Origin of the sequence: Streptomyces sp. F001 (assembly GCF_004187715.1) — a bacterium.
GTDB lineage: Bacteria > Actinomycetota > Actinomycetes > Streptomycetales > Streptomycetaceae > Streptomyces > Streptomyces flavusporus.
Window position 1 is genome coordinate 44,639 of sequence record NZ_QZWF01000001.1, and the last position, 23,818, is coordinate 68,456.

19 protein-coding genes and 2 pseudogenes are annotated in these 23,818 nt (G+C 71.7%); 14 read left to right on the top strand and 7 right to left on the bottom strand.

From position 1 onward, the window contains the following. Positions 1-86 precede the first annotated feature (86 nt). The gene (locus StrepF001_RS00200; RefSeq protein WP_129796322.1) at positions 87-740 is read right to left on the bottom strand and encodes a bifunctional DNA primase/polymerase; all 654 of its coding nucleotides are present in this window, start codon (positions 738-740) and stop codon (positions 87-89) included. Between the two features lie 339 nt (positions 741-1,079). On the opposite strand from StrepF001_RS00200, the gene StrepF001_RS00205 reads away from it, so the two are divergent. Further along, positions 1,080-2,465, top strand: coding sequence for a transcriptional regulator (locus tag StrepF001_RS00205; protein ID WP_129796323.1), 1,386 nt, complete (start codon positions 1,080-1,082; stop codon positions 2,463-2,465). A gap of 201 nt (positions 2,466-2,666) precedes the next feature. After that, a complete protein-coding gene (locus StrepF001_RS00210) occupies positions 2,667-4,346 on the top strand; it encodes a hypothetical protein (RefSeq protein ID WP_129796324.1) in 1,680 nt (559 codons plus the stop codon). 26 nt (positions 4,347-4,372) lie between these two features. Here the strand turns inward: StrepF001_RS00210 and StrepF001_RS00215 are convergent, their stop codons facing one another. Further along, positions 4,373-5,674, bottom strand: a complete 1,302-nt coding sequence (locus StrepF001_RS00215) for an ABC transporter substrate-binding protein (RefSeq protein ID WP_129796325.1) — start codon at positions 5,672-5,674, stop codon at positions 4,373-4,375. A 189-nt stretch (positions 5,675-5,863) separates the two neighbouring features. On the opposite strand from StrepF001_RS00215, the gene StrepF001_RS00220 reads away from it, so the two are divergent. Next, positions 5,864-6,310 carry a hypothetical protein gene (locus StrepF001_RS00220; protein ID WP_206306740.1) on the top strand — a complete coding sequence of 149 codons (447 nt, stop codon included), beginning with the start codon at positions 5,864-5,866 and terminating at the stop codon, positions 6,308-6,310. Between the two features lie 59 nt (positions 6,311-6,369). Next, positions 6,370-7,251, top strand: coding sequence for a formyltetrahydrofolate deformylase (gene purU, locus StrepF001_RS00225; protein WP_129796327.1), 882 nt, complete (start codon positions 6,370-6,372; stop codon positions 7,249-7,251). A 189-nt stretch (positions 7,252-7,440) separates the two neighbouring features. Here the strand turns inward: purU and StrepF001_RS00230 are convergent, their stop codons facing one another. Together StrepF001_RS00230 and StrepF001_RS00235 are read right to left on the bottom strand one after the other, a co-directional pair. Further along, positions 7,441-8,907: a zf-HC2 domain-containing protein gene (locus tag StrepF001_RS00230; RefSeq protein ID WP_129796328.1), complete on the bottom strand. Its 1,467-nt coding sequence runs from the start codon at positions 8,905-8,907 to the stop codon at positions 7,441-7,443. Continuing rightward, entirely contained in the window at positions 8,904-9,485 is a 582-nt protein-coding gene (locus StrepF001_RS00235; protein WP_129796329.1) for a sigma-70 family RNA polymerase sigma factor, read from the bottom strand. The genes StrepF001_RS00230 and StrepF001_RS00235 overlap by 4 nt, the downstream gene beginning before the upstream one ends. 314 nt (positions 9,486-9,799) lie before the next feature. Between StrepF001_RS00235 and StrepF001_RS00240 the strand changes: the two genes are divergently transcribed. Further along, positions 9,800-10,180 (top strand): STAS domain-containing protein, encoded by a 381-nt coding sequence (locus tag StrepF001_RS00240; protein WP_129797461.1) that lies wholly within the window; start codon positions 9,800-9,802, stop codon positions 10,178-10,180. 143 nt (positions 10,181-10,323) lie between these two features. Next, positions 10,324-10,836 carry an EF-hand domain-containing protein gene (locus StrepF001_RS00245; protein WP_129796330.1) on the top strand — a complete coding sequence of 171 codons (513 nt, stop codon included), beginning with the start codon at positions 10,324-10,326 and terminating at the stop codon, positions 10,834-10,836. Here StrepF001_RS00245 and StrepF001_RS00250 read toward each other — a convergent pair. Then, positions 10,815-12,323, bottom strand: a complete 1,509-nt coding sequence (locus tag StrepF001_RS00250) for an AMP-binding protein (RefSeq protein ID WP_129796331.1) — start codon at positions 12,321-12,323, stop codon at positions 10,815-10,817. The two genes, StrepF001_RS00245 and StrepF001_RS00250, sit on opposite strands and share 22 nt — an antisense overlap. A 146-nt stretch (positions 12,324-12,469) precedes the next feature. Here StrepF001_RS00250 and StrepF001_RS00255 point away from each other — a divergent pair, with 146 nt between their 5' ends. From StrepF001_RS00255 to StrepF001_RS00275, 4 genes are all read left to right on the top strand, one after another. Continuing rightward, the gene (locus tag StrepF001_RS00255) at positions 12,470-13,663 is read left to right on the top strand and encodes an amidohydrolase family protein (protein ID WP_129796332.1); all 1,194 of its coding nucleotides are present in this window, start codon (positions 12,470-12,472) and stop codon (positions 13,661-13,663) included. Further along, on the top strand, positions 13,663-14,796 hold the full coding sequence (locus tag StrepF001_RS00260) for an acyl-CoA dehydrogenase (protein ID WP_129796333.1): 1,134 nt from the start codon (positions 13,663-13,665) through the stop codon (positions 14,794-14,796). Before StrepF001_RS00255 ends, StrepF001_RS00260 begins: the two co-directional genes overlap by 1 nt. A gap of 1 nt (position 14,797) precedes the next feature. Next, positions 14,798-15,796, top strand: coding sequence for an acyl-CoA dehydrogenase family protein (locus StrepF001_RS00265; protein WP_129796334.1), 999 nt, complete (start codon positions 14,798-14,800; stop codon positions 15,794-15,796). Between the two features lie 482 nt (positions 15,797-16,278). Then, complete coding sequence (locus StrepF001_RS00275) at positions 16,279-16,761, top strand: ATP-binding protein (protein ID WP_129797462.1); 483 nt, start codon at positions 16,279-16,281, stop codon at positions 16,759-16,761. Positions 16,762-17,247: 486 nt separating this feature from the next. On the opposite strand, the gene StrepF001_RS00280 is transcribed toward StrepF001_RS00275, so the two are convergent. Further along, on the bottom strand, positions 17,248-18,174 hold the full coding sequence (locus StrepF001_RS00280; protein ID WP_129796336.1) for a cyclase family protein: 927 nt from the start codon (positions 18,172-18,174) through the stop codon (positions 17,248-17,250). Between the two features lie 83 nt (positions 18,175-18,257). Here StrepF001_RS00280 and StrepF001_RS00285 point away from each other — a divergent pair, with 83 nt between their 5' ends. From StrepF001_RS00285 to StrepF001_RS00300, 4 genes and pseudogenes are all read left to right on the top strand, one after another. Continuing rightward, on the top strand, positions 18,258-19,172 hold the full coding sequence (locus tag StrepF001_RS00285; RefSeq protein WP_129796337.1) for an SDR family NAD(P)-dependent oxidoreductase: 915 nt from the start codon (positions 18,258-18,260) through the stop codon (positions 19,170-19,172). Positions 19,173-19,303: 131 nt separating this feature from the next. Next, a pseudogene (locus tag StrepF001_RS00290) lies at positions 19,304-20,450 on the top strand (acyl-CoA dehydrogenase family protein). 12 nt (positions 20,451-20,462) lie between these two features. Beyond that, positions 20,463-21,511 (top strand): annotated as a pseudogene (locus tag StrepF001_RS00295) (Zn-dependent alcohol dehydrogenase). A 73-nt stretch (positions 21,512-21,584) separates the two neighbouring features. After that, positions 21,585-22,835: an MFS transporter gene (locus StrepF001_RS00300; RefSeq protein WP_129796338.1), complete on the top strand. Its 1,251-nt coding sequence runs from the start codon at positions 21,585-21,587 to the stop codon at positions 22,833-22,835. Here the strand turns inward: StrepF001_RS00300 and StrepF001_RS00305 are convergent. Next, complete coding sequence (locus StrepF001_RS00305) at positions 22,740-23,786, bottom strand: helix-turn-helix domain-containing protein (RefSeq protein ID WP_129796339.1); 1,047 nt, start codon at positions 23,784-23,786, stop codon at positions 22,740-22,742. The genes StrepF001_RS00300 and StrepF001_RS00305 overlap by 96 nt on opposite strands. Between the last annotated feature and the right edge of the window lie 32 nt (positions 23,787-23,818).

Here is a 23,818-nt window from a genome sequence, read left to right on the forward strand (position 1 = left end):
GCGGCTCCGCCGCGTGGGCGCGACCAGCCAAAGACAACCCGCAGTCGCCGAACAAAGACCAACCAAGCAGCTCCTTGGGCGAACCGCTACCGATCCCTCCCGCACGCATAGGCCAACGGCGAGACCAACTCCTCCGCATCCGGCAACCACCGATTCGCAGCCGTAGGCCGGCAGGCCCACTGCACGGCCCCCCGCGACCCGAACCGCGTAGGCGGCGCAGCCACCCACGCCCCCTCGCCCAACGCCACGAGATCGAGCGAGGCAACCGACCACCCCAGCTTGCGCACCAGATCCGGAACCTTCACCGATGCACCCGGCAGCACAAAGAACTGCATCCGCCGGTCCGGCGTCAACGTCACCGGCCCGAGCGTCAGTTCCATCCGCTCCATCCGTGCCAGTGCGAGAAACCCGGCCGTCTCCGGCACACAGATCGCGTCGAACGTACGGCCCGTCGGCAGCAGGATCGACGCGTGCGGCTGCTTCTGCCACATCCGGCGTGCGACGGTCGCGCTGCCCGTCGCCAGCGTCTCCCAGTCCGGGCGCGTCGGATGCGCCCCGGGCGCACCGCACGCGGCGTCACCGCAGGAGCAGCGCTGCACCCCGTCGACGGCTTCCAGCCAGGTGCCCGGGAACACGTCCCAGTGGCGCTCCTCGGCGTAGCGAACGGCGGTGTCCAGCAGCGATTCCCCGCGCTGCTTCGGAATCTGGGCGGCTTCGGTGGCCGGGATCGTCTCTTCCACGCTCCACTCAACTCCCGCACCAACCTGGGGTTACGGCCAGTCCGCGCGCGGGGGAGGAGCATTGATTCGCCGTTCGGGGCGCATGGATGCACGTGTGGGGGCGCGCGGGAGGATCCGCGGTGGGAGCTGGGTAGCCAGGTGTGGGGACGGCACCCGCCGTCACCCCGGCAATCCTCAGCAATCCCCGCATGACTCGCATTTTGCGCATGTCCGTGGGGCATTGATCTTCACGGCCGGAACTTATTCGCCTCTGGACGAAGGACGAAGGCGGAGGTCCCGGTCGGGAAGACCGACCAACTCGGTGCGTGGGCAGGCACCGCAGCCACAGGGGGTACGCCAATGGCCGCAAGGCCTCTCGTTGCGCGGCAGCCGAACGAACGGCTGCAGGCGCTCATCCAGGAAGCGGGCTGCTCGAACGCCGGGCTGGCCCGCCGGGTCAACATGTGCGGCGCCGAGCACGGTCTCGACCTGCGCTACGACAAGACGTCCGTGGCCCGTTGGCTGCGCGGACAGCAGCCGCGCGGACGGGCCCCGGCGATCATCGCCGAGGCGCTCGGCCGCAAACTCGGCCGTACGGTCACGATCGACGAGATCGGCATGGCCAACGGCAAGAACCTCGCCTCGGGCGTCGGCCTCCAGTTCTCGCCGACGGTACTGGGAGCCATCGAGCAGGTGTGTGAGCTGTGGCGCAGTGACGTGGGCCGCCGGGACTTCCTGGCCGGCTCCTCCGTCGCCGCCTCCGCGCTGGTCGAGCCGAGCCGCGACTGGCTGATCTCCGCGCCCGACGCGCAGGTGGCGCGTGCGGCGGGACCGCGCGTGGGCCAGTCCGACGTGGCCGCAGTGCGTGCGATGACGCAGGCGCTGGTCGACCTGGACCACCAGTACGGCAGCGGGCATGTGCGCCCGGTCGTCGTGCACTACCTCAACAGCGTGGTCTCCGGGCTGCTCGCCGGCTCCTACCGGGAGGCCGTCGGGCGTGAACTCTTCGCCTCCGTCGCGCGGTTGACGGAGCTCGCCGGGTACATGGCCGTCGACACCGGGCAACCCGGGCTCGCCCAGCGCTACTACATCCAGGCGCTGCGGCTGGCACAGGGCGCCGGCGATCGCGGATACGGCGGATATGTACTCGCCGCGTCCATGAGCCACCTCGCCGCGCAGCTCGGGAACCCGCGCGAGATCGCGCAGTTGGCGCGTGCGGCGCAGGAGGGGGCGCGCGGGCGCGTGACCCCGCGCGCGGAGGCGATGTTCCACGCGGCGGAGGCACGCGGGCACGCGCTGATGGGCGATGCGCGGGCCGCCGAGTCGGCGGCCGGGCGCGCGGTGAGCGCCATGGAGCAGGCGGACGCCGCGTCCGGGGACGATCCGGCGTGGATCGCGCACTTCGACGAGGCCTACCTCGCCGACGAGCTGGCGCACTGCCACCGCGACCTGGGCCAGGCCGAGGCGGCGGCGCGCTACGCGCAGGAGTCCCTCGACGGGCACCCCGAGTCCCGGGCCCGCAGGCGCGCCATCGGCTATGTGCTGCTCGCCACAGCGCAGGTGCAGCAGCGTGAGATCGAGCAGGCCTGCCATACGGGGCTGAAGGCCGTGGACCTCCTGGAGACCCTGCGCTCCAACCGGGGCGCCGAGTACCTGGAGGACTTCCAGCAACGGCTGGAGCCGTTCCAGGAGGAGGCAGTGGTGCGGGAGTTCGGGGCGCGGCTGGAGCTGCAGGCGGCAGCGTGAACAAGCGCCCTGCGCGTGCGTGAACATGCGGGAAACGAAGGGGCGGCGAGCAGGAGGTGACATAAGCAGCGTGCCGCGGGCCGGTTTTGTTACCGCGGTCACAGGGCAGGAGGTCAGGTCCTGTGCTGCGTGGCACCGGGCTCCGGGGACCCGGTAGCGTGAGCCGACGATTCCGAAGGTCCCCCATTCGTAGGAGTCCCGGTGACGCAGAGTGGACAGGGCGAGGAGCCCTCGGCGCGGCCCGCGCACGAAGGCATCGTGCTGCCCTCCGACGGTGGCGAGCCGCTGCTGCCGGGCATGACGGGCGGACCTGCCGACCGGCCTGCCGGCCCGCAGCAGGCTGCCCCCGGCGGTCGGATCCCGGCCTCGGCCCCGCCCGGCGGCCAGGCCTGGGGCCAGCCGTGGGGCCCCGACCAGCACCAGGCCCCGGCCCCACCGTCGGGCCAGGGCTGGCAGACGCCGCCCACGGAGGCGTGGGGCACACCGGAGCCGGCCCCTTGGACCACACCGGACACCTCGCCCGCCGTACCGTCCCAGCCGGGCCCGCTCCCACCCGAGGGGGCACCGGGCCAGGCGTACGGCACCGACGCACAGGGCGCGTACGGCACGTACCCGACCCCCGGCACCGGAGGGGACACGTACTCCACGCCGACGAGCGGCCCCGGCGCCTCGCTGCCACCCGCAGGTCAGGGCACCCACCGGCGGCCCGCGCACGGTGCCGCCCTGCCGCCCGCCTCCGGCCCCGACGAAGGCGCCACCCAGTACATACCGCCCGTCGCGTCCGCGCCCGGGAACGAAGGGGCCACGCAGTATCTGCCGCCCGTTGCCGCGGGCGGGGACGAGGGGGCGACGCAGTACCTGCCGCCGGTCGGGCCCGGGGCCCTGCCGCCGGAGATGCCGGCCGGGGGGTCCGCACAGCCGTCGTCGGAGACGACCCAGTACCTCGGCCGGGCCCGGCAGAGCGCGCCCGGTCCGCTGCCGTCGGCGTCCGGTCCCGACGCCGAGGCCACGCAGTACATCGCGCCCGTGCCCGGTCAGACGCCCGGTGCCCCGTACGGGGACCGGCAGCCGCCCGCCGAGTTCGACAACCTCTTCCGCAGCGGGCCGGGCGGCGACAGTCCGGCCGCGGCGACGCAGCAGCTGCCCCGCTTCCAGGAACCGCAGCCGGCGGGTCACGCCGCGCAGCCGTCGTACGACGGTCCCGGCCCGGCCGGTGGCCGGCGTGCTGCCCGGGACGGCGGCGGCCGTACCGGCTCGCGCGTGCCCCTCATCGCGGCCTGCGGCATCGGCATCGCTGTGGTGGGCATCGGCGCCGGTGCGCTGCTGGCCACCGGGGGCGGCGAGGAGGACAAGGACCCCAAGACCGTCTCCGCCACGGCGCCCACGACCGGCGAGACATCCGCCTCGCCGTCCGTCGATCCCGCCGAGCAGCAGGCCATCGCCCTGGACAAGCTGCTCGCCGACAGCGGTGACAGCCGGACCACGGTGATCAAGGCGGTCAACGACGTGAAGTCCTGCAGCAACCTGGCCCAGGCGGCCAAGGACCTGCGGGACGCGGCCGGGCAGCGCAACGGCCTGGTCACCCAGCTGTCCGAGCTGTCCGTCGACAAGCTGCCCGACAACGCAGCGCTGACCGCCGCCCTGAACAAGGCGTGGAAGGCGTCCGCCGCCGCCGACAACCACTACGCCGCGTGGGCCGACCAGGTCGCCGGCCAGCGGGGCAAGCTCTGCAAGAAGGGCCAGGCCCGCAGCACCGGCCAGACCGCGGCCGGCAACCGGGAGAGCGGCACCGCCAGCACACAGAAGGCGGAGGCGGCCAAGCTGTGGAACGCGATCGCGAAGACGTACGGCCTGACCGAGCGGCAGCCGACCCAGCTGTGAGGCCGGTGCGGGGCGCGACTCGCGGCTCAGCTCGCCTCAGCGCCCTGCAGGGTCTTCGTCACGTCGAGGGCGCTCTTGCGGGCCGCGACCAGCTGGCCGTCCCGCACGACCTGCACGGTCACGTCGGTGTTGACCAGGCGCGGGAAGCCCACCGAGGCCAGCACGTCCTGGAACTGCCACTGCAGCGTCGGCGTGAGCCCGCCCGTGGTGACCTTGAAACCGTCGTCCAGGGTGCGCCGTACGGATTCGGCGGTCACGTCGCTGTCGCCGAGCGACTTCACCACGGCCTCGAGGACGGTGTACGCGATCCAGGTGGTCTGCACACCGGCGTCCGCGGGGTCGATGCGGGTGTCGGTGAAGGCCTGCTCGCGGATCACCTTCTTCATCTCGTCCCAGCGCTTGTCGGTCTCCACCGGGTACCAGCCGGTGATGTACGCCCCCTCGTAGGGGCTCGACGCGCCGCCGGTCGCGTCGATGACCGTCTGGTCGACGCTGCCGAGGACGGTGCCGGTCCGCACCTCGGGGTAGTTCTCACGGGCGCGCCGGAAGGAGTCCATGAAGGTGCTGGTGCGGTCGCCGAGCGCGGGCACCACGCAGCCCGTCTGTGTCGGGTCCGTCGTGGCCTGGTCCAGCGCCCGCTCGGAGGGCGTGGAGTACTCGGTGGCGTCCTCCGCGGCGCGCAGGTCGCTCGCCGTGCTGTGGCCGCCCGCCCGCAGGCCCGAGTTGATCAGGGTGGGCAGTTCGTCGCCCGCGATGGTGTCGGGCCGGACCAGCGAGACCGGACCGCAGGTCCTGGCGAGCTCCCTGCCGAGGCCGGCCAGCAGCGCGGGCTGGCCGCCGTTGACGGGGTAGGAGAGGGGACTGGTGAACTCGCCGTTCGTGATGCCGTAGCCCCCTATGTACGGTATGCCCGCACCTTCCAGGATCGGGAAGAAGGAGTCGGCGTACTGGCTGTAGGAGCCGACGACCGCGACGGCCTTCTCCTTGACCGCACGACGGGCGCACTTGGCGGCGCCCACGCTGTCGTTGTGGTCGTTGCAGAGCAGGACCCGGAGCTTGCGGCCGTTGATGCCGCCGTTGGAGTTGACGTAGCGGGCGTAGGCGAGCGCGAGGGCCGGCATGCCGGGCTTGTTGGTGGCGTTGGTCTCCTGCGGCGCCCAGGTCATGACGGTGATCGGGTCGTCCCCGGAACCCGTGCCGGGAATGATCCCGCAACCGGCGGCGAGCGACGCGCACGCCACCAGGGCGCCCGCTGTGCGGATGGCTCTGGCGGGTCGCCTGAGGAGGGCGGGGAGGAAGGTGCTGCGGATGCGTCGCCTGCCGGTCATGCATCCGCACGATTCCGACACATTGCTAACCCAGGAGTGACCCTTGGTCAACGCCTGGTGACGTAAAGGTGAATTACGGGGGCCGGTGAACGGCGCGTGGCGAAGAACGTACGATCGATGACCGTGCAAGGTGTGCAAGGTGTACAAGGTTCGGCGAACTCTTCCCGCCGCGGGCGTCGCTCATCCACCATGGGCGACATGCCTCTGAACGACATGCCGTGGTGGCGCTGGCGCAGCAACGTGCGCTCCGCGCTGCACATGCTTTCCGATCCGGCGTTCCAGCGGGACGTCTGGCTGGCGGGCGTCGAGGGGTACGGGGACGTCACCGACGCCGTGTACCGGCTCGTCGAGGACACCTGGCTCGACCACTGGTCCGCCGAGAAGTACGTCGGCACGATCTTCCGCGACTCGCAGGAGGCGGCGCTCGTCGACACCGCCGTACTGCGGGTGCTGCGGATCATGCACCAGGTCGGGCCGGACGCGCCGGTGTCCTCCTACGTCGACCACCCGGCGTGGCCGGAGGCGGTGCGGGCCGCGCGGGACGCCCATGTGCGGATGGCGGTGAGCGACGGCGAGGACCCGGACGCGCCGCCCCGCACGCTCGAGGTGCTGCGGATACTCACGCGGTCGGCGTAGCTCGTCCGACCGCCGGACGACTTGCCCCGCGCCGAGCCCGGTGTGGGACCCTGTCCTGCATGAACGAGCAGTCCAACCGAGCCGCGGCCCCGGCCGACCAGTACGTCCTCACCCTGTCCTGCCCCGACAAGCAGGGCATCGTGCACGCCGTGTCGAGCTACCTGTTCATGACCGGCTGCAACATCGAGGACAGCCAGCAGTTCGGTGACCACGACACGGGACTGTTCTTCATGCGCGTCCACTTCTCGGCGGACGCTCCGGTGACGGTGGACAAGCTGCGGGCCAGCTTCGCGGCGATCGGTGACTCCTTCCGGATGGACTGGCAGATCCACCGGGCCGAGGAGAAGATGCGGGTCCTGCTGATGGTCAGCAAGTTCGGGCACTGCCTGAACGACCTGCTGTTCCGGGCACGGATCGGGGCGCTGCCGGTGGAGATCGCGGCGGTGGTGTCCAATCACACCGATTTCGCCGAGCTCGTGGCTTCCTATGACATTCCCTTCCACCACCTTCCGGTGGCGAAGGACAACAAGGCCGAGGCCGAGGCGCGGCTGCTGGAGATCGTGAACTCGGAGGGTGTGGAGCTGGTCGTGCTGGCCCGCTACATGCAGGTCCTCTCCGACGAGCTGTGCAAGCAGCTGAGCGGGCGGATCATCAACATCCACCATTCCTTCCTGCCGAGCTTCAAGGGCGCGAAGCCGTACCACCAGGCGCATGCTCGGGGCGTGAAGCTGATCGGTGCGACCGCGCACTACGTCACCGCCGATCTCGACGAGGGGCCGATCATCGAGCAGGAGGTCGAGCGGGTCGGCCATGGCGTCACGCCGGAGCAGTTGGTCGGTATCGGGCGGGATGTGGAGTGCCAGGCGCTGGCGCGGGCCGTGAAGTGGCACGCGGAGCGCCGGATCCTGCTGAACGGGCGCCGGACGGTGGTGTTCGCCTAGGAGCTCGGGGGGCTGGGTTCGAGGGCGGCTGCGGGCGCGTCGTGGTTTCTCGCGCCCACGCGGCGGAGCCGCATATCGATACAGCCCCGCGCCCCTACGGGTGCGTCCACTGCACGTACTCAAGGGGCGCGGGGAACTGCGCGACCAGCCCACGGCTTTCCGCAGCCGCCCGCGACAGAGGACCCACCCCTACATCCGGCTCAAGCTTGCCGCTGCAAGCAGCACGTCCCTGATCGCCTCCCGGTCACCGACCTGCCCTGCTGCCGCCTCCTCCGGAGGGACATGGCCCGCGGCCAGTCGGCAGAACTCGGCGCCGTCCAGTGCGACATGGGCCACCTCGTGCTCCGCGGAGCCCACCGCCGCCGGCGAGTCGAGCGGAATCAGCCACTCCCCGCCCCCGGAGCCCTCGATCTCCAGGCGCAGGGTCCGGCCGGGCTCACCGGCCGGTACGAGCCGCCGCGGCGTGCGGGCGGGCGCGGCGAGACCGGACCGGCGCCGCTCGGCCAGCGCACCCGGCAGCAGGCGCGCCGCGAGGTCGATCATGCGGTGGAGATGGCGCGGGGACGGCGGCTCGTACGGGTAGTTCACCGCGTCCGCGATGTCCTCCGCATGCACCCAGCACTCGAACGCCCGGTCGATCATCGCGTCGTGCAGCGGCAGCTCGAAGTCGCCGTACGACACCGCCGGCTTCGCCGCGCCGCCGGTGAAGGACACCGTCCGCACGATGCCGTGGCTCTGCTCCCGCCAGGGCCCCCGCACCGAGCGGGTCGGCGGGAAGTGCGAGGCACGCCAGTACGCCTCCGTGCGGCCGGCAGGCGTCGGAGCATCGGCGTCGGTGCCGCCGAGAGGGTCGTCGAGCCCGAGGGCGAGCGCGACGATCCCGTCGACCGCCAGCAGGTGCGCGATGACTCCCGCGACGGTGGTGCGGCGGCTCAGGGCCTGCGCACCGTCGAACCAGCGCAGCCGTACCGGCGCGTGCCACTCGGAGTCCCCGAAGTCCTGCAGCAGGGCGTCGAGCCGCGCGCTCTCGGCGTCGTACGGCCTCGCCCACTCGGGAACCGGGATGCGCGGTGGCCGCCGGTCGAGACAGGCGGCCAGGACGCGGGTGCGCAGGCCGGGGTCGAGGTCGAGGCTGTCCGGGCGCTGCAGCAGGCCGACCGCCTCGCGCAGCCGTCGTGCCTCGTCCGCGCAGCTTCCGCAGGTGCCGAGGTGTTCCTCGACGGCCGCCGTCTCCTCGGCCGAGCAGGCGGCCAGCGCCCACGCTCCGAGGAGGGACTTCAGGACGTGGTGCTCCAGTACGAGGGGCGCGGGGTCCGGCATGGCCGCCCGCAGGTCGTCGAGGGCGGGCAGCGGCCGTCCGCTGTCCTCGACCGAGGCGCGCGGCATGGGTATGCGGGGCGGCTGCCGGCCGGGTACGGGGGCGTGGTCGTCGCCGTCGCCGGGGCCGTCCGGCCCCTGCGGGGAGCCGCCGTCCCGGATGCCGTGGGGCGGGTCAGGGTCGCCCTTCTTTCCGTTGCCGGAATCGCCGTGCTCGCCGTATTCCCCGTCTCCGCCGTACCTCTCGTGTTCGCCGTACTCCTCGTCCTTCCCGTGGTCCTCCTGCTCCCCGAACCCCTCATGCTCGTCGTACGCCCCGAAGCGGTCCGCCTCCGTCACACCGCACCCCCGTATCCCGGCGGCGCCCCGGGCATGCCGGCGTCGTGGGCCGTGGAGAGCAGTTGCAGGCCGAGGCGGAGCCTGCGGCGGGCCTCGTCCTCGGTGACGCCGAGGTCGGTCGCGGTCTGGCGGTAGTCGCGGCGCTGGAAGTAGGCACGCTCCAGGGCCGCGCGCAGCGGGGCCGGCATGGACTGGACGATGTAGTCGGCGCGGGCGGCGACGTAGGCGTGGCGGACCTTGCGCTCCAGGTCCTCGGAGGAGTCGTGGTCGCTCTCGGCGAGCGCGGCGGCCTCGGTGGCGCGCAGCCGCTGCACGGCGAGCCGGTGGGTCAGCGCGGCGACCCAGGAGCGCAGGGGGCCCTGCTCGGGGTCGTAGGCCTCCGGGTGCTCCCAGAGGTGGGCGAAGACCTCACGGGTGATGCCGTCGGAGGCGTGCTCGTCGCCGAGCACACGGTGGGCCTGGCCGTGCACGAGGGAGGCGAACCGGTCGTAGAGCTCACCGAGGGCGGCGGCCTCACCGCGGGCGAGGCGCTGCTGCATCTTGCGGTCCCAGCGGGGCGGTGCGTCCTTCTTCGCCATACGGCCCCCTCCCCGTGCTCCGTCCCGGTGTCCGGCGTGTGTCCCTCGCCACCTCGAATGTAGTCGGCACGTCCGACAGTGCACGCCCCTTTGTGGCAATGTGCGCTCCCCGACAAGCCGCTGGTGATAGTGGACTTACGCCGCGTCTACCCCGTCACCATGCGCTCAGGCCTGATCGAACAGGATCGAATGCGACTGAAACAAGCCTTTTTCGTTCGGGTTTCGTTTTCGGTGAGGTGTTTCAGGGAACGGCCGCTGGGCAGCCGCGCTGCGAGGAAGTGTAGGAGTTGCTTCCGTTTCGGCGAGCGAAGGGCATGGTGGTGGCGTTCAATGTGACCGGCGGCGAGCAGGGCCGATGGGCCGTGCTCCAGGTGTCGGGCGAGCTGGACCTGGTGACGTCACCCGTGTTGCGTCAGCGGGTGCACGACCTGGTGGCCGAGGGCCGCCACAGTCTCGTCCTCGACCTCTCCGAGGTCTGGTTCTGCGATTCCAGCGGTGTCGGCGTGCTCATCGCCGCCCGCCGTCTGCTGCGCTCCTGTCAGGGACGGCTCCGTCTGATACTTCCGGCTCAGGGGGCGGCCGACGGCTCCCATGTCAACCGCGTCCTCGGCGCGCTGGGTGTGCGCAGGCTGTTCGACGTGCACGCGGATCTGCCGTCCGCGACGTCCGACGAGGCGCGTCCCCTCTCGGCGTGACCTCTGCCACGTCGTTCACATCGTTGTTCCAGAATTCCCCCGGTCTTGGCACAACCGTGGGTTTCCCGCTCCGGGACCGCCCCCGACGTCGTACGCTCCGTGCGAGATGCACCCCGAGATGACGTGAGGCGGCCCGAAAAGACATGGTCAGCAGCGAGTACGAGCGCAGGATTGCGGCCCGGTTCGCCACCTTCGACCAGGACGGCAACGGTTACATCGACCGCGAGGACTTCAGCGGTGCGGCCAAGGCGCTGCTCGCGGAGTTCGGCACCGCGGCCCGGTCCGACAAGGGGCAGGCGCTGTACGTCGGCGCCGAGGCCTTCTGGCAGGGCATGGCCGGGATTGCGGACCGGGACGGTGACCAGCGGATCACCCGCGAGGAGTTCGTGAACGGCGCGGTCAAGCGACTGCGCGACAACCCGGACCGGTTCGCCGAGATCGCCCGCCCGTTCCTGCACGCCGCCATCGCCGTGGCGGACACCGACGGCGACGGAGCCGCCACCGTCACGGACACCGCACGTGTCCTGAAGGTGCTCGGCGTGCCGGAGAACATCGCGCACTCCGCGGCCGCCGCCCTCGACACGGACGGTGACGGCAAGGTGAGCGAGGTGGAGATCGTGCCCGCCTTCGCCCGTTACTTCACCGTGCCCGAATAGCGTTCCCGCAGCTTGTACTTGAGCACCTTGCGCAGCGTCTCGCCCCGCGGAAGGGCATCCACCACCTCCAGCTGCTCCGGCAGTTTGTGCACGGACAGCCCTTCCGCGCGCAGATGCGACGTCACCGCCTCCAGGGTCAACGCACCCGCCCCCGGCGGCTGTTCGACCACCGCGCAGACCCGCTCACCGCGTTCGGCGTCCGGCAGCCCGATCACCGCCACGTCCGCGACCGCCGGATGCCGGTGCAGCAGGTCCTCGATCTCCTTGGCCGAGATGTTCTCGCCCTTGCGGATGATCACGTCCTTGAGGCGGCCGGTGAGCACCAGATGCCCGCTCTCCGTCAGACGCCCGAGGTCGCCGGTGCGCAGAAAGCCCTCCGCGTCGAAGGCCTCCGCCGTCTGCGCAGGATCCAGATAGCCCCGGCACACGGCCTCCCCGCGCAGCCGCACCTCTCCGTCCACGATCCGTATCTCCATGCCGTCCGGCGGGCGCCCCTCCGTGGTGGCCAGGTTCTCGGGCGTGTCGTCCGGCGCCCCCATCGTGATCATCGGGACCTCGGTCATCCCGTAGCCGTGGGTGAGCTGCACCCCCATCTCGCGTACGACGGCGTGGTAGATCTCCGGTGGCTTCGGTGCCCCGCCGCCGGCCAGCAGCCGCAGGGTCGGCACGACCGGCGTGTCCGGCTGCTTGCGTTGCTCGGCCAGGAACATCGAGTAGAACGCCGTCGACCCGCCCGCCAGCGTCACCCCGTGCCTGCGGTACACCGCCAGCGCCTGAGGCAGTGCGAACTGCTCGACCAGCACCGCGGGGAAGCCGTACAGCAGCAGCATCACCATGTAGTCGGGGCCGCCGATGTGCGCGTACGGGAACGCGATCGACCCCACGTCCCCGGCGGTGGGCCGCAGGGCGTGCGCCAGGCAGGAGCCGCCCGCGATCAGTGAACGGTCCGTGTGCAGGACGCCCTTGGGCTCGGAGGTCGTGCCGGAGGTCCAGTAGATCCAGCGGACCTCCGTGCCCTGCGCCGGCGGCGGGGGCAGCACGGCCGGATCGCCGTCGGGCAGGTCGTCGTACGCCTCGAAGACGCCCTTCGCGCCGAGGCGGCGCGCCATCTCCGTGTGGTCGAAGCCGCGCCACTCGCCCGGTACGGCGAGGTACTCGGCCCGCGACTCCCGCAGCGCGAAGCCGACCTCGCGGTCCCTCAGGAACGGGATGAGCGGCGTCTGTACGGCGCCCAGGCGGGCCAGCGCGAAGGACAGCACCGCCGTCTCGATGCGGGTGGGCAGCTGCCAGGCGACGACCGTGCCGGGGCGCACCCCCATGCCGTACAGGCCGGCCGCCGCCCGCTCGGCACCCTCGCGCAGCGCGCCGAAGCTCACCGAGCGGTCGTCCTGGAGCAGGACAGGGCGGTCGGGGGTGCGGTCGGCGCGGCGGACGAGCAGGTCCCAGAGGGTACGGGAGGTGCTGAGCGCGTGCGCGGTGTCGTTCACGTCGGCCCCCTGTCCAGCTGACGGCTAGTCAGATAGTGGGGTGAGCGTAGGGCTCGGCGCCTTGTCGGTCCAGGGGTGCGGGACTAGCCTTCCCTCAGCGCGCTATCTGACGGAGCATCAGATCCGTATCTCCGCGGAGGGGACCCATGACCGAACTGCCCCGCATCATCAGCGTCGACGACCATGTGATCGAACCCGCGCATCTCTTCGAGACCTGGCTGCCGAAGAAGTACCGCGACCGCGGCCCCAAACCCCTCACCGCCGGGATCGGCGAACTCGCCTACGTCGGCGGCAAGTACCAGATCACCATGGACCCGGACGGCCCGCCCACCGACTGGTGGATCTACGAGGACCTGAAGTTCCCGTACAAGCGCAACATCGCCGCCGTCGGCTTCGACCGCGACGAGATGACCCTGGAGGGCATCACGCGCGCGGAGATGCGGCCGGGCTGCTGGGACCCCGCCGAGCGGCTGAAGGACATGGATCTCAACCACGTCGAGGCGTCCCTGTGCTTCCCGACCTTCCCGCGCTTTTGCGGACAGACCTTCGCCGAGGCGCACGACAAGGAGGTCGCGCTGGCCTGTGTGCGCGCCTACAACGACTGGATGGTCGAGGAGTGGTGCGGGGACAGCGGCGGCCGGCTCATCCCGCTGTGCCTGATCCCGCTGTGGGACGTCGAGCTGGCGGTGGAGGAGATCAGGCGGAACGCGGCCCGCGGAGTGCGGGCGGTGACCTTCTCCGAGATCCCCACCTATCTGGGGCTGCCGTCCATCCACTCCGGCTACTGGGACCCGTTCTTCGCGGTCTGCCAGGAGACGGGGACGGTCGTCAACATGCACATCGGTTCGTCCTCGCAGATGCCGGCCGCGTCTCCCGACGCCCCGCCCGCCGTCCAGGCCTCGCTGTCCTTCAACAACGCCATGGCCTCGATGATGGACTTCCTGTTCAGCGGCGTGCTCGTGAAGTTCCCGACGCTCAGGCTCGCCTACTCCGAGGGGCAGATGGGCTGGATCCCGTACGCCCTGGAACGCGCCGACGACGTCTGGCAGGAGCACCGCGCCTGGGGCGGCGTCCGCGACACCATTCCGGAGCCGCCGTCGACGTACTACTACCGGCAGATCTACTGCTGCTTCTTCCGCGACAAGCACGGCATCGCCTCGCTGGACGTCGTGGGGCGCGACAACGCCACCTTCGAGACCGACTATCCGCACGTCGACTCCACCTTCCCGCACACCAAGGAAGTGGCCCTCGACCACGTCAAGGGCCTCGACGACGAGACGGTGTACAAGCTGATGCGGGGCAACGCGATCCGCATGCTGGACCTCGACCTGGACCGCTGATGGACCTGTCGTACACGCCCGAGGAGGAGGACTTCCGGGAGCGCCTGCGGGAGTGGCTGGGCAAGGTGCTGCCCACGCTGCCGCCGAAACCGTCCCCCGACGACTGGCCCGCCCGGCGGGCCTACGACCTCGGGTGGCAGCGGATGCTGTACGACGCCGGATACGCCGACGTCCACTGGGACGCCTCCCCGACCATGCGGCTGATCTTCCTGGAGGAGACGGAAAAGGCGGGCGCCCCCTATGTGGGGGCCAACTTCGTCGGGCTGCTGCACGCGGGGCCGACCATCGCCGCCGAGGGCACGGCCGGGCAGCGGGCGCGCTGGCTGCCGCCCATCCTGCGCGGCGAGGAGGTGTGGTGCCAGGGCTTCAGCGAACCGGACGCCGGATCCGACCTCGCGGCCCTGCGCACGCGCGCGCGCAGGGACGGCGACGACTACGTGGTGAGCGGGTCCAAGATCTGGACCTCGCACGCCGAAGTCGCCGACTGGTGCGAACTGCTGGTGCGGACGGATCCGGAGGCGCCCAGGCACCGTGGGATCACCTGGCTGGCCATGCCCATGGACGCGCCGGGCATCACCGTACGGCCGTTGCGGACGCTCGCGGGGTCGGCCGAGTTCGCCGAGGTGTTCCTCGACGACGTGCGCGTGCCGATTGCCAACCGGGTGGGGGACGAGAACGACGGCTGGCGGGTGACCATGGTGACGCTGTCGTTCGAGCGGGGGACGGCATTCGTGGGCGAGGTGGTGGCCTGTCGGCGCGTACTGGGGGAGCTGGCCCGGCAGGCGCGCGCGAACGGACGCTGGGACGATCCGGTGCTGCGGCGGCGACTCGGCCGGCTGAACGCGGAGTTCCGGGCGCTGTGGCGGCTGACCCAGTGGAACGTGAGCGAGGCGGAGGCGTCGGGCAGGGTGCCCGGCGTGGGGGGTTCGGTTTTCAAACTGAGGTACTCGCACGCGCGTCAGGAGTTGTACGACGCCGCGGCCGACGTCCTGGGCACCGAGTCGCTCGACCTGGACCGGCCCTGGGTGCTCGACCGGCTGTCCTCGCTGTCGTACACCATCGCGGCCGGCACCTCGCAGATCCAGCACAGCATCGTGGCCGAACGGATCCTCGGGCTGCCGAAGGGACGCTGACATGCGCTTCCAACTGACCGAGGAACAGCGGGCGTTGCGGGACACCGTACGGCAGCTGCTCGTGCGGCGCTTCGACGACGAGGCGCTCCGGGCGGCCGTGGAAGCGCCCGTCCTGGACCGGGGGCTGTGGCGCGAGCTGGGCGCGGCGGGGTTCTTCGCGCTACGACTGCCCGAGGCGGACGGCGGGGTCGGACTCGGGCCGGCCGAGGCCGTGCTGGCCTTCGAGGAGGCCGGACGGGCCCTGCTGCCCGGCCCGTTGCTGGCCACGCATCTCGCGGCGGGCGCGGTGCCGGGGGCGGCCGACGGGTCGGTCGTCGTGGCGGCGGTCGACGGCAGCGGGCTGGTGGAGTGGCTGACGCAGGCCGACGTCGTGCGCGGGGACGCACACGGGGCCGTACCCCTGCGGTCGGTGGACCCGCTCACGCCGCTGCACCGTGTGCCGGAGGCGGCCGGGGCCGCGGTGGTGACAGGCGTGCGCGGCGCGACGAGGCCGCCTGGGGCGAAGGGTTCGCGCACGCCCCCGCACGCGGAGCCGGCGCCTCTGGGCGCGGCGGATCCGACGGCCGTGCTGCTGACCGCCGCCGAGCAGCTCGGCAGCGCCGCTCGCATCTGTGAGCTCGCGGTGCAACACGCCCGTACCCGCACGCAGTTCGGACGTCCGATCGGCGCCTTCCAGGCCGTACAGCACTTGTGTGCGCAGATGCTGGTCCGCGTGGAGGTGGCCCGTGCCGCCGTGTACGCGGCGGCCGTCACCGCCGACCCCGTGGACATCGCCGCGGCCCGGCTGCTCGCCGACGAGGCGGCCGTGCGCGGTGCCCGCGACTGCCTTCAGGTGCACGGCGGCATGGGCTTCACCTGGGAGGCGGAGGTGCATCTGCATCTGAAGCGCGCCTGGGTGCGAACCCACCGTGCGGGAGGCGGTACGGAGAGTGAGGAGCTCTTGGCGCAGGATCTGTCAACCGGGGTGGACGGACACGGCGCTGGGCTGCGGACTCGGTGACCAGGTCGCCGCGCGTGTCGCGGATTGTGGCATACCGGTATCACTGAGCGTTGATATCTCCTTGTGTCCCAGGTGTGACTCGTCACGTCCCGGAGTCGAAGGTCCGCTCCGGTACCTTGTGTGGGATGCGAGTGGTTCCGAGCGCGAGCCGTGCCGGTGTTGCCCCTGGGGCGGCTCCGGATCCAGCGGTGCGCGCCGCTGCTCGCCCGGCGGGAAGGCCCTGTTCCACCGCCTGTTCGACCCCCCGCGACGAGCGTCGCACAGTATGCCGCACGGATACTCCTTCGCGCTGGAATATGCCCGAAGCGCTTGTTGGGGTGACTGTGCGCCAACCATGCTGGTTCGTAAGGGAGTCACATTCCGTGAACCCTGCCCTCGCTGTTGTTCTGGTCATGCAGAAAATGGCTACGATCGTGGCCCTCGTGAGGCGCGAGCCTTTGTGTCCACCGGTTCGGATGGTGTGAGCGGTGCAGGTGCTTCAAGTGCAGCTGGAGATCCGGCCCGACCCCGCAGAAGTGGGGCGCGCCCGCAGATGGACGCGTTCACGGCTCGCCGGGTCCGGTATAGAGGCCGACGAACAGCTTGCCGAGATCCTGGTCCTGCTCGTCTCCGAACTGGTCACCAACGCCGTGGTGCACACCGGCTGTCCGGCCGTTCTGAGGCTGTCCCTGCCCCAGCCGACCGCCGAACCGGCCACCGTCCGCCTGGAGGTGGCCGACGGCAGCACACAGGCCCCGCTGCCCCGGTGGGTGGACGGCGAAGCGACCGGCGGCCGCGGCCTGGCGCTCGTCGACGGCCTCGCCGACCGCTGGGGCTGGAGCCCCGAAGGTGTCGGCAAGCGCATCTGGTGCGAACTGGACCGCTGTGCCGAGTCCCGGACGGCCGCGGTGGCATGCGGGGGCGACCGGGCTCCCGGATACGAGGGCTTCGAGGGGTACGAGGGGCTGGCCTACGAGGCGGTGTGAGGCGACCGGGTCCGGTTGTGCCGGTTTCCGCAAAGGCCGCGGCAGGTCCGGTCAGGGTCGGGGCAGGCCGGGGGCACGGTTGCAGCGGCGCCGGGCTTTTCGGGTCGGGTGAGGGGTGGCGCGCCGGGATGTGCTTCCATGCGCGCCTGCGTCAAAAAGGGCGTAAGTCGTAAATCCCCGAACGGGTGTTGACGTCACGTGACGGGTTGATCACGCTGTTGCTCAGCGATTCGCCGCGAGGGGACGACGAGGGTTTCGGTGACGGGAGCCCTCGGCGAGTGCGGGTCGCGATTCGGCGTCGGTTCTCTCCGGGCCAAGAGGGGCCGATGGGAATCCCTCCCGCTCATGGGGTCCCCCGCTCGAGCGAAGTCGAGCGTGGGGGAGAAGCCGAGAGCGGGAGAGGGCACGCCGGAGTCGGATGGCGGCGCGTGGTGCGGTGCTCGGGGCGGGCGCTGTCGCGTCGCCAGCCGGACTCACCCGGATCACCTACAGGATCGCGACCGGCGCCACCGGCGTCCCGGTCGCGCCGACGAACGGTTCGGGCATCGCCGACAGCAGGAATGTGTAGCGGTTCGTTTCTCCACAGGCTGTGGACAACTTTTCGAGATTCCAGTTCTGGCCCTGCGGCATCCCCATCTCCACCAGGTGCAGCGCATGCACGGGAAGCCAGAGATTCTCGATCTCGGGCGGAAATATCTCAAACGTGAGCGTGTCGTTCGCCACGGCCGCCACATCGCGCGCGTGGAACCACTCCGGCGTCCGGATCGACAGACCCGGCGACGGATATCCGTATCCGTGTTTGTCGCCGGCGAGACAGACCTGCACCTGCCCGGTCCGTACGAGGACGATGTCACCGGCGCGCACGCGCGTACCGGCGAGTTCCTCGGCCGCGTCCAGATCCTCCGGAGTGACCGCATGCCCGCCCGGGAGCCGGTCCGTCCCCCGCGCGCGGGCGACGTCCAGGAGCACCCCGCGCGAGACGATGTGCCGCGCCTTGTCGATGCCGCCGAATTCCGCCCCGCCGTGCGCGGTGATGGTGCCGGCCGGGCGGCCGTTGTAGAGCCTGCCGGAGTGCGAGACGTGGGTCAGCGCATCCCAGTGGGTCGCCGCCTGCAGGCCCATGGTCACGGCGTCGTCGCTGCACGCGACCGTGCCCGGCCCGAACAGTTCCTGGTTGATCTGCACCATGACGTGCAGGGGATTGACCCGCCCGGGGATCATCCCGGTCTGCACGCCGTCCTGTTGGAGGGGCAGGGCGAGGGGGACGCGGCGTCCCGTGCGGACCTCGGCGGCGGCCGCGCGGACGACCTCGTCGGTGATCAGGTTGAGCGTCCCCCGCTCGTCGTCCGCCCCCCAGCGGCCCCAGTTGTTCACGCGCCCCGCGATGTCGTGGAACTCGACCGGCAGTGACATGAGCCCTCCCCGGGGCTTGTCTCCAGGTGTCTGGCGGGGCAAAAATCTAACGGGTCGTCAGAAACTGCGGGAAGGGGCCGGGCGTGGGGAACTTCTTGGCCGGCAAGGTCGTCGCCGTGACCGGGGCCGGACGGGGCATCGGGCGGGCGGTCGCGCGCGCGGCGGCCGCCGAGGGAGCGCGCGTCGTCGTCAACGACTACGGGGTGGCCGTCGACGGGGCCTTTCCGACCAGCGAGGTCGCCGAGGCCGTGGTCAAGGAGATAGAGGCGGCGGGCGGGGAAGCGGTCGCGGTGGCCGACGACATCTCCACGATGGCCGGTGGTCAGCGGGTGGTCGACGCGGCGCTGTCGTCGTACGGACGGCTCGACGGCGTCGTCTGCGTCGCCGGGATCCTGCGCGAGCGGATGCTGTTCAACATGACCGAGGAGGAGTGGGACCCGGTCCTCGCCACCCACCTCAAAGGGACGTTCACGGTGTTCCGGGCGGCCTCGGCGGTGATGCGCAAACAGCGGTCGGGGACCTTGATCGGCTTCACCAGCGGCAACCATCAGGGGTCCGTCTCGCAGGCCAACTACAGCGCGGCCAAGGGCGGAATCATCTCGCTGGTACGGAGCGCCGCGCTCGGCCTGCACAAGTACGGGGTGACCGCGAATGCCGTGGCGCCCGTGGCCCGTACGCGGATGTCGGCGAACGTGCCGATGGAACTGGCGGAGATCGGCGAGCCGGAGGACGTCGCCGCGCTCGTGGCCTACCTGCTGTCGGAGCGGGCGCGGGAGGCCGGCATCACCGGGCAGGTGTACACGATCGCCGGCCCGAAGATCGCCGTCTGGGCCCAGCCGAGGGAGCTGCGCGCCGCGTACGCCGAGGGCTCCTGGACGCCGGAACGGATCGCGGACTTCCTGCCGGGGACGGTGGGGGTGGATCCGATGCCGATGCTGTCGCAGGTGGCGGGGATGGAGAAGGCGGCGCGAGAGGGGGGCCGGCCGAACGCCCAGTAGCTCGGGGGGATGCGTCGTGCGGCGGGTGCGGGGTCGTTCTGGCTGGTCGGGGCCCGCGCGGCAGAGCCGCATATGTCACAGCCCCGCGCCCCTGGGGTCGCTGGACGCACCCCATGCTGAGAGGAGACCCCGTGGACTTCGGATTCACGGCAGAGGACGAGGCATTTCGAGCCGAGGCGCGAGAATGGCTCGCCGCCCATGCCGACGGCGCCCCGGACCGCCGTACCTGGGAACGCACTCTCGGCAAGGCGGGTTGGATAGGCCTCGGCTGGCCCGAACCCGGTTACGGCAACCGCACCGCCACCCTCACCCAACAGGTCGCCTGGGCCGAGGAGTACGCCCGCTCGCCCGCCCCGCCGCGCTCCGGCCACATCGGCGAGAACCTCCTCCCCCACCCTCCTCGCCCACGGCACCGAGGAGCAGAAGGCCCGCTTCCTCCCCCCGGTCGCCGCCGGGGACGAACTGTGGTGCCAGGGCTACAGCGAGCCGGACGCCGGCTCGGACCTGGCCGGAGTGCGCACGACGGCCGTACGCGAGCCGGGCGGCACGTCGTACCGGATCACCGGCCAGAAGATCTGGACCTCCCTCGCCCACGAGGCGGACTGGTGCTTCGTACTGGCCCGCACCGAACCCGGCTCGCGACGCCACCACGGGCTCAGTTTCCTGCTGGTGCCCATGGACCAGCCGGGCCGGATCGAGGTCCGCCCGATCCGCCAGATGACCGGCACGAGCGACTTCAACGAGGTGTTCTTCGACGGGGCGCACGCGCGCGTGGAGCATGTCGTCGGCGGCGAGGGCGGCGGCTGGCGGGTCGCGATGAGCCTGCTCGGGTTCGAACGCGGGGTCTCGACGCTGGCCCAGCAGATCGGGTTCGCCGAGGAGCTGGGGCAGGTGGTGCGGGCCGCCCTCGCCTCGGGTGCGGTGGCCGATCCGGTCGTACGGGAGCGGCTCGTGCGGCAGTGGGCGGAGCTGCGGACGATGCGGTGGAACGCCCTGCGGACACTGGGCGGTTCGGCGGACCCGGGCGCCTCGAGCGTGGCCAAGCTGCTGTGGAGCGGCTGGCACCAGCGGCTCGGGGAGCTGGCGATGCAGGTGCGGGGTGCGGCGGCCGGGGTGGGTCCGGCGGACTGGTCGGACTCGGCGCCGTACGAACTCGACGCGATGCAGCACCTGTTCCTGTTCTCCCGGGCCGACACCATCTACGGCGGCTCGGACCAGATCCAGCGCACGATCATCGCCGAGCGCGCGCTCGGCCTGCCGAGGGAACCGAAGGGCTGAGGGGGCGGTGTGATGCGGGGCGTGGTGTTCGACGGGCAGCGGGTCGAGGTCGTGGACGACCTGGAGGTACGGGATCCCGGACCCGGTGAGGTGCGGGTCGCGATCTCGGCGGCCGGGCTGTGCCACAGCGACCTGTCCGTGGTGGACGGGACCATTCCCTTTCCTGTGCCTGTGGTGTTGGGGCATGAGGGGCGGGCGTGGTGGAGGCGGTGGGGGACGGGGTCACACATGTCTCGGTCGGGGATCATGTGGCTCTGTCCACGCTTGCCAACTGCGGTACGTGCGCGGACTGTGACCGGGGGCGGCCGACCATGTGCCGGCGGGCGATCGGCCGGCCCGGGCAGCCGTTCACGCAACGTGGGCGTCCTGTCTTCCAGTTCGCGTGCAACTCGGCGTTCGCCGAGCGGACCGTGGTCAAGGCCGTGCAGGTGGTTCGCATTCCGAAGGACATTTCCATGCCTTCGGCCGCGCTCATCGGGTGCGGGGTGCTGACGGGGGTCGGGGCCGTGCTCAACCGGGCGAAGGTGGACCGCGGGGACAGCGTGGTCGTGATCGGGACCGGTGGCATCGGACTCAATGTGCTTCAAGGGGCACGGATCGCGGGTGCGCTGCGGATCGTCGCCGTCGATGCCAATCCGGCCAAGGAGGCGGTGGCGCGGCAGTTCGGGGCGACCGAGTTCCTGACCTCGACGGAGGGGGTGCGGGAGCTGCTGCCCACGGGGGCGGACCACGTCTTCGAGTGCGTCGGACGGGTGGAACTCGTCCGGCAGGCGGTCGGTCTGCTGGACCGGCACGGGCAGGCGGTCCTGCTCGGTATGCCGCCGGCCGGGGCGGAGGCGTCCTTCGTCGTGGCGTCCATGTTCCTGGACAAGTCGATCCTGGGATGCCGTTACGGGTCCTCGCGTCCGCAGCGGGACATCGCGCTGTACGCCGAGTTGTACCGGGACGGGCGGCTGCTGCTCGATGAGCTGGTGACGCAGACCTATCCCGTCGAGGAGTTCGAGCGGGCGGCGGCGGATGCGGAGGCGGGGAAGGTGGCTCGGGGGGTGCTGACCTTCTGAACATGCCAGAGGTTTTCCACAGGCGCCGGAAAACTCCTGGGGCGCTGTCGGTCCCAGCCCTTAGCGTCGACGCATGACCTATCGAGACGTGGCCTCCAAGCAGGTCCTGATCTGGGCCTGTACCGCCGTCGCCTCCCGTCTGCCGGTCGCCATGGCGCCGTTGGCCCTGGTGTTCCTGGTGCGGGAGCGGCCCGGTGGCTATTCGCTGGGGGCGGCGCTCGCGGCGGCCTATGTGATCGGCGAGATCATCGGGGCGCCGGTGCTCGGAATGCGGCTGGACCCGGCGCGCGGCCGTCGGCACCTGGCCTTCGGGCTCGCGGGCGGGGCGGTGGGGTTCGTGGGGCTCGGGGTGCTGGCCGGGGCACACCCCGTCGTGCTGGGGGCGTTCGCGTTCCTGGCCGGTGCGGCTCCCGCCGCTGCGGCCGGCGGGCAGCGGGCGCTGCTGACCTCGCTGGTCCCGGAGCGTGCCGTGGCGCAGGCGCTGTCCGCCGAGTCGATGCTGATGTCGGGCGTGTGGGCCGTCTCCCCGGTCGCGGTCGCCGGCCTCGCCCTCGGGGTGGCGCCACGGGTGCCGCTGCTCCTCGGGGCCGCCCTGATGGCGTCGTCGATCGCGGGCCACTGGCTGCTGCCGGCCGGCTGGGGCAAGGGGGAGCAGGTTGGGGAGGCAGGGCGGTTCAGGGTCTTGATACGCGCCTGGCCGGTGTACGTCACGGGCGCGGCCAGTCTCACCCTGCTCGGCCTGGCCGAACTCACCCTGCCCGCCCTGCTGGAGCAGCGCGGCATCGGTGTCGGCTGGTCCGGGCCGATGCTGGCGGGGCTGGCGGTGGGAGCGGCGGTCGGCGCGTTTCTGTACGGCCTCCGGGCGTGGCCGGGGCGGCTCCGGGCGCGCAGTGTGGTGCTGATGTGCGGCATGTCGGTCTTCGTGACCCTCGCCGCGCTGATACCGGGGGCGGCCGGGATCGCGGTCGCCCTCGTCCTGGCGGGCACGCTGCAGTCGGGCGCGTTGATCACCCGCAACCTGTCCCTGCGCGAGGCCGTGCCACCGGGTGCCGTGGCCGCGGGTTACTCCGTGATGTACGCGGCCGCGGGCGCGGGGTACGCGGCGGCCGGCTCCCTGGCCGGCGGCCTGCTCCAGCTGGTGGCGCCGTCCACGGCCATCCTGGTCGGCGTGCTGCTGACCCTGCTGCTGACGGCGCTCGGCTGGTGGGGAGAGGTCCGGCGGGACCGCTCAAGTGCCGCTGGCGACCTGCCCGTTGACACCGTCGTTGCCGGCGCGGAAGGTGCGCCGGTAGCTGGTGGGTGTGACACCGAGCGCCGCCTGTAGGTGCTGCCGCATCGACTGGGCCGTGCCGAAGCCGGCGTCCCGGGCGACCTGGTCGACGGAGAGGCCGGTGGTCTCCAGCAGGTGCCGGGCGCGTTCCACCCGCTGCTGGGTGAGCCACTGGCCCGGGCTGATGCCGACCTCCTCGCGGAAGCGGCGGGTGAAGGTGCGGACCGACATGGACTCCTGGTCCGCCATGTCGCGCAACTGGATCGGCTCGTGGAGGCGGCCGAGCGCCCAGGCGCGGGCCGTGGTCGTGGTGGCCAGCTGTGGCTCCGGCACCGGGCGCTGGATGAACTGCGCCTGGCCGCCCTCGCGGTGCGGCGGTACGACCGTGCGGCGGGCCACGTCGTTGGCGACGGCGGTGCCGTGGTCGCGGCGCACGATGTGCAGGCACAGGTCGACGCCGGCCGCGACGCCTGCGGAGGTCAGGACGTCGCCGTCGTCGACGTACAGGACGTCGGCGTCCACCTTGATCTGCGGGAACAGGCGTTGGAGGCGCTCGGCGTCGGACCAGTGGGTGGTGGCGGGCCGGCCGTCGAGGTGGCCGGCGGCGGCGAGGACGTACACGCCGGTGCAGATGGAGGCGAGCCGGGTGCCGGGGCGGATGTGCGCGAGCGCGGCGGCCAGCTCGGGGGTGAGCACGCCCTGCTCGAAGACCGGGCCGAGTTCGTACGACGCCGGGACGATCACCGTGTCGGCGGTGGCCAGGGTCTCCGGGCCGTTCGCGACCGTGATGTCGAAGTCGGCGTCCGTCCGGACCGGGCCCGGCGGCCGGATCGAGCAGGTGACGACCTCGTACAGAGGGCGCCCCGCGGCGTCCTTGGGGCGTCCGAAGATGCGGTGCGGGATGCCCAGCTCGAAGGGCAGCGCGCCGTCCATGGCGAGGACGACGACACGGTGCGGACGGAAGTATTCCCCGGTGGGCTGCTCGGTGTGCCGCTCGATGGCCATGGCCCGATCCTAGCGAATGCTGTCCTTCGGGC

Coding starts and splice junctions, on each gene's coding strand:
- StrepF001_RS00205 (WP_129796323.1), top strand. CDS start 1,080: ATGGCCGCAAGGCCTCTCGTTGCGCGGCAGCCGAACGAACGGCTGCAG.
- StrepF001_RS00215 (WP_129796325.1), bottom strand. CDS start 5,674: ATGACCGGCAGGCGACGCATCCGCAGCACCTTCCTCCCCGCCCTCCTC.
- StrepF001_RS00220 (WP_206306740.1), top strand. CDS start 5,864: ATGGGCGACATGCCTCTGAACGACATGCCGTGGTGGCGCTGGCGCAGC.
- purU (WP_129796327.1), top strand. CDS start 6,370: ATGAACGAGCAGTCCAACCGAGCCGCGGCCCCGGCCGACCAGTACGTC.
- StrepF001_RS00235 (WP_129796329.1), bottom strand. CDS start 9,485: ATGGCGAAGAAGGACGCACCGCCCCGCTGGGACCGCAAGATGCAGCAG.
- StrepF001_RS00240 (WP_129797461.1), top strand. CDS start 9,800: ATGGTGGTGGCGTTCAATGTGACCGGCGGCGAGCAGGGCCGATGGGCC.
- StrepF001_RS00245 (WP_129796330.1), top strand. CDS start 10,324: ATGGTCAGCAGCGAGTACGAGCGCAGGATTGCGGCCCGGTTCGCCACC.
- StrepF001_RS00255 (WP_129796332.1), top strand. CDS start 12,470: ATGACCGAACTGCCCCGCATCATCAGCGTCGACGACCATGTGATCGAA.
- StrepF001_RS00260 (WP_129796333.1), top strand. CDS start 13,663: ATGGACCTGTCGTACACGCCCGAGGAGGAGGACTTCCGGGAGCGCCTG.
- StrepF001_RS00265 (WP_129796334.1), top strand. CDS start 14,798: ATGCGCTTCCAACTGACCGAGGAACAGCGGGCGTTGCGGGACACCGTA.
- StrepF001_RS00280 (WP_129796336.1), bottom strand. CDS start 18,174: ATGTCACTGCCGGTCGAGTTCCACGACATCGCGGGGCGCGTGAACAAC.
- StrepF001_RS00300 (WP_129796338.1), top strand. CDS start 21,585: ATGACCTATCGAGACGTGGCCTCCAAGCAGGTCCTGATCTGGGCCTGT.
- StrepF001_RS00305 (WP_129796339.1), bottom strand. CDS start 23,786: ATGGCCATCGAGCGGCACACCGAGCAGCCCACCGGGGAATACTTCCGT.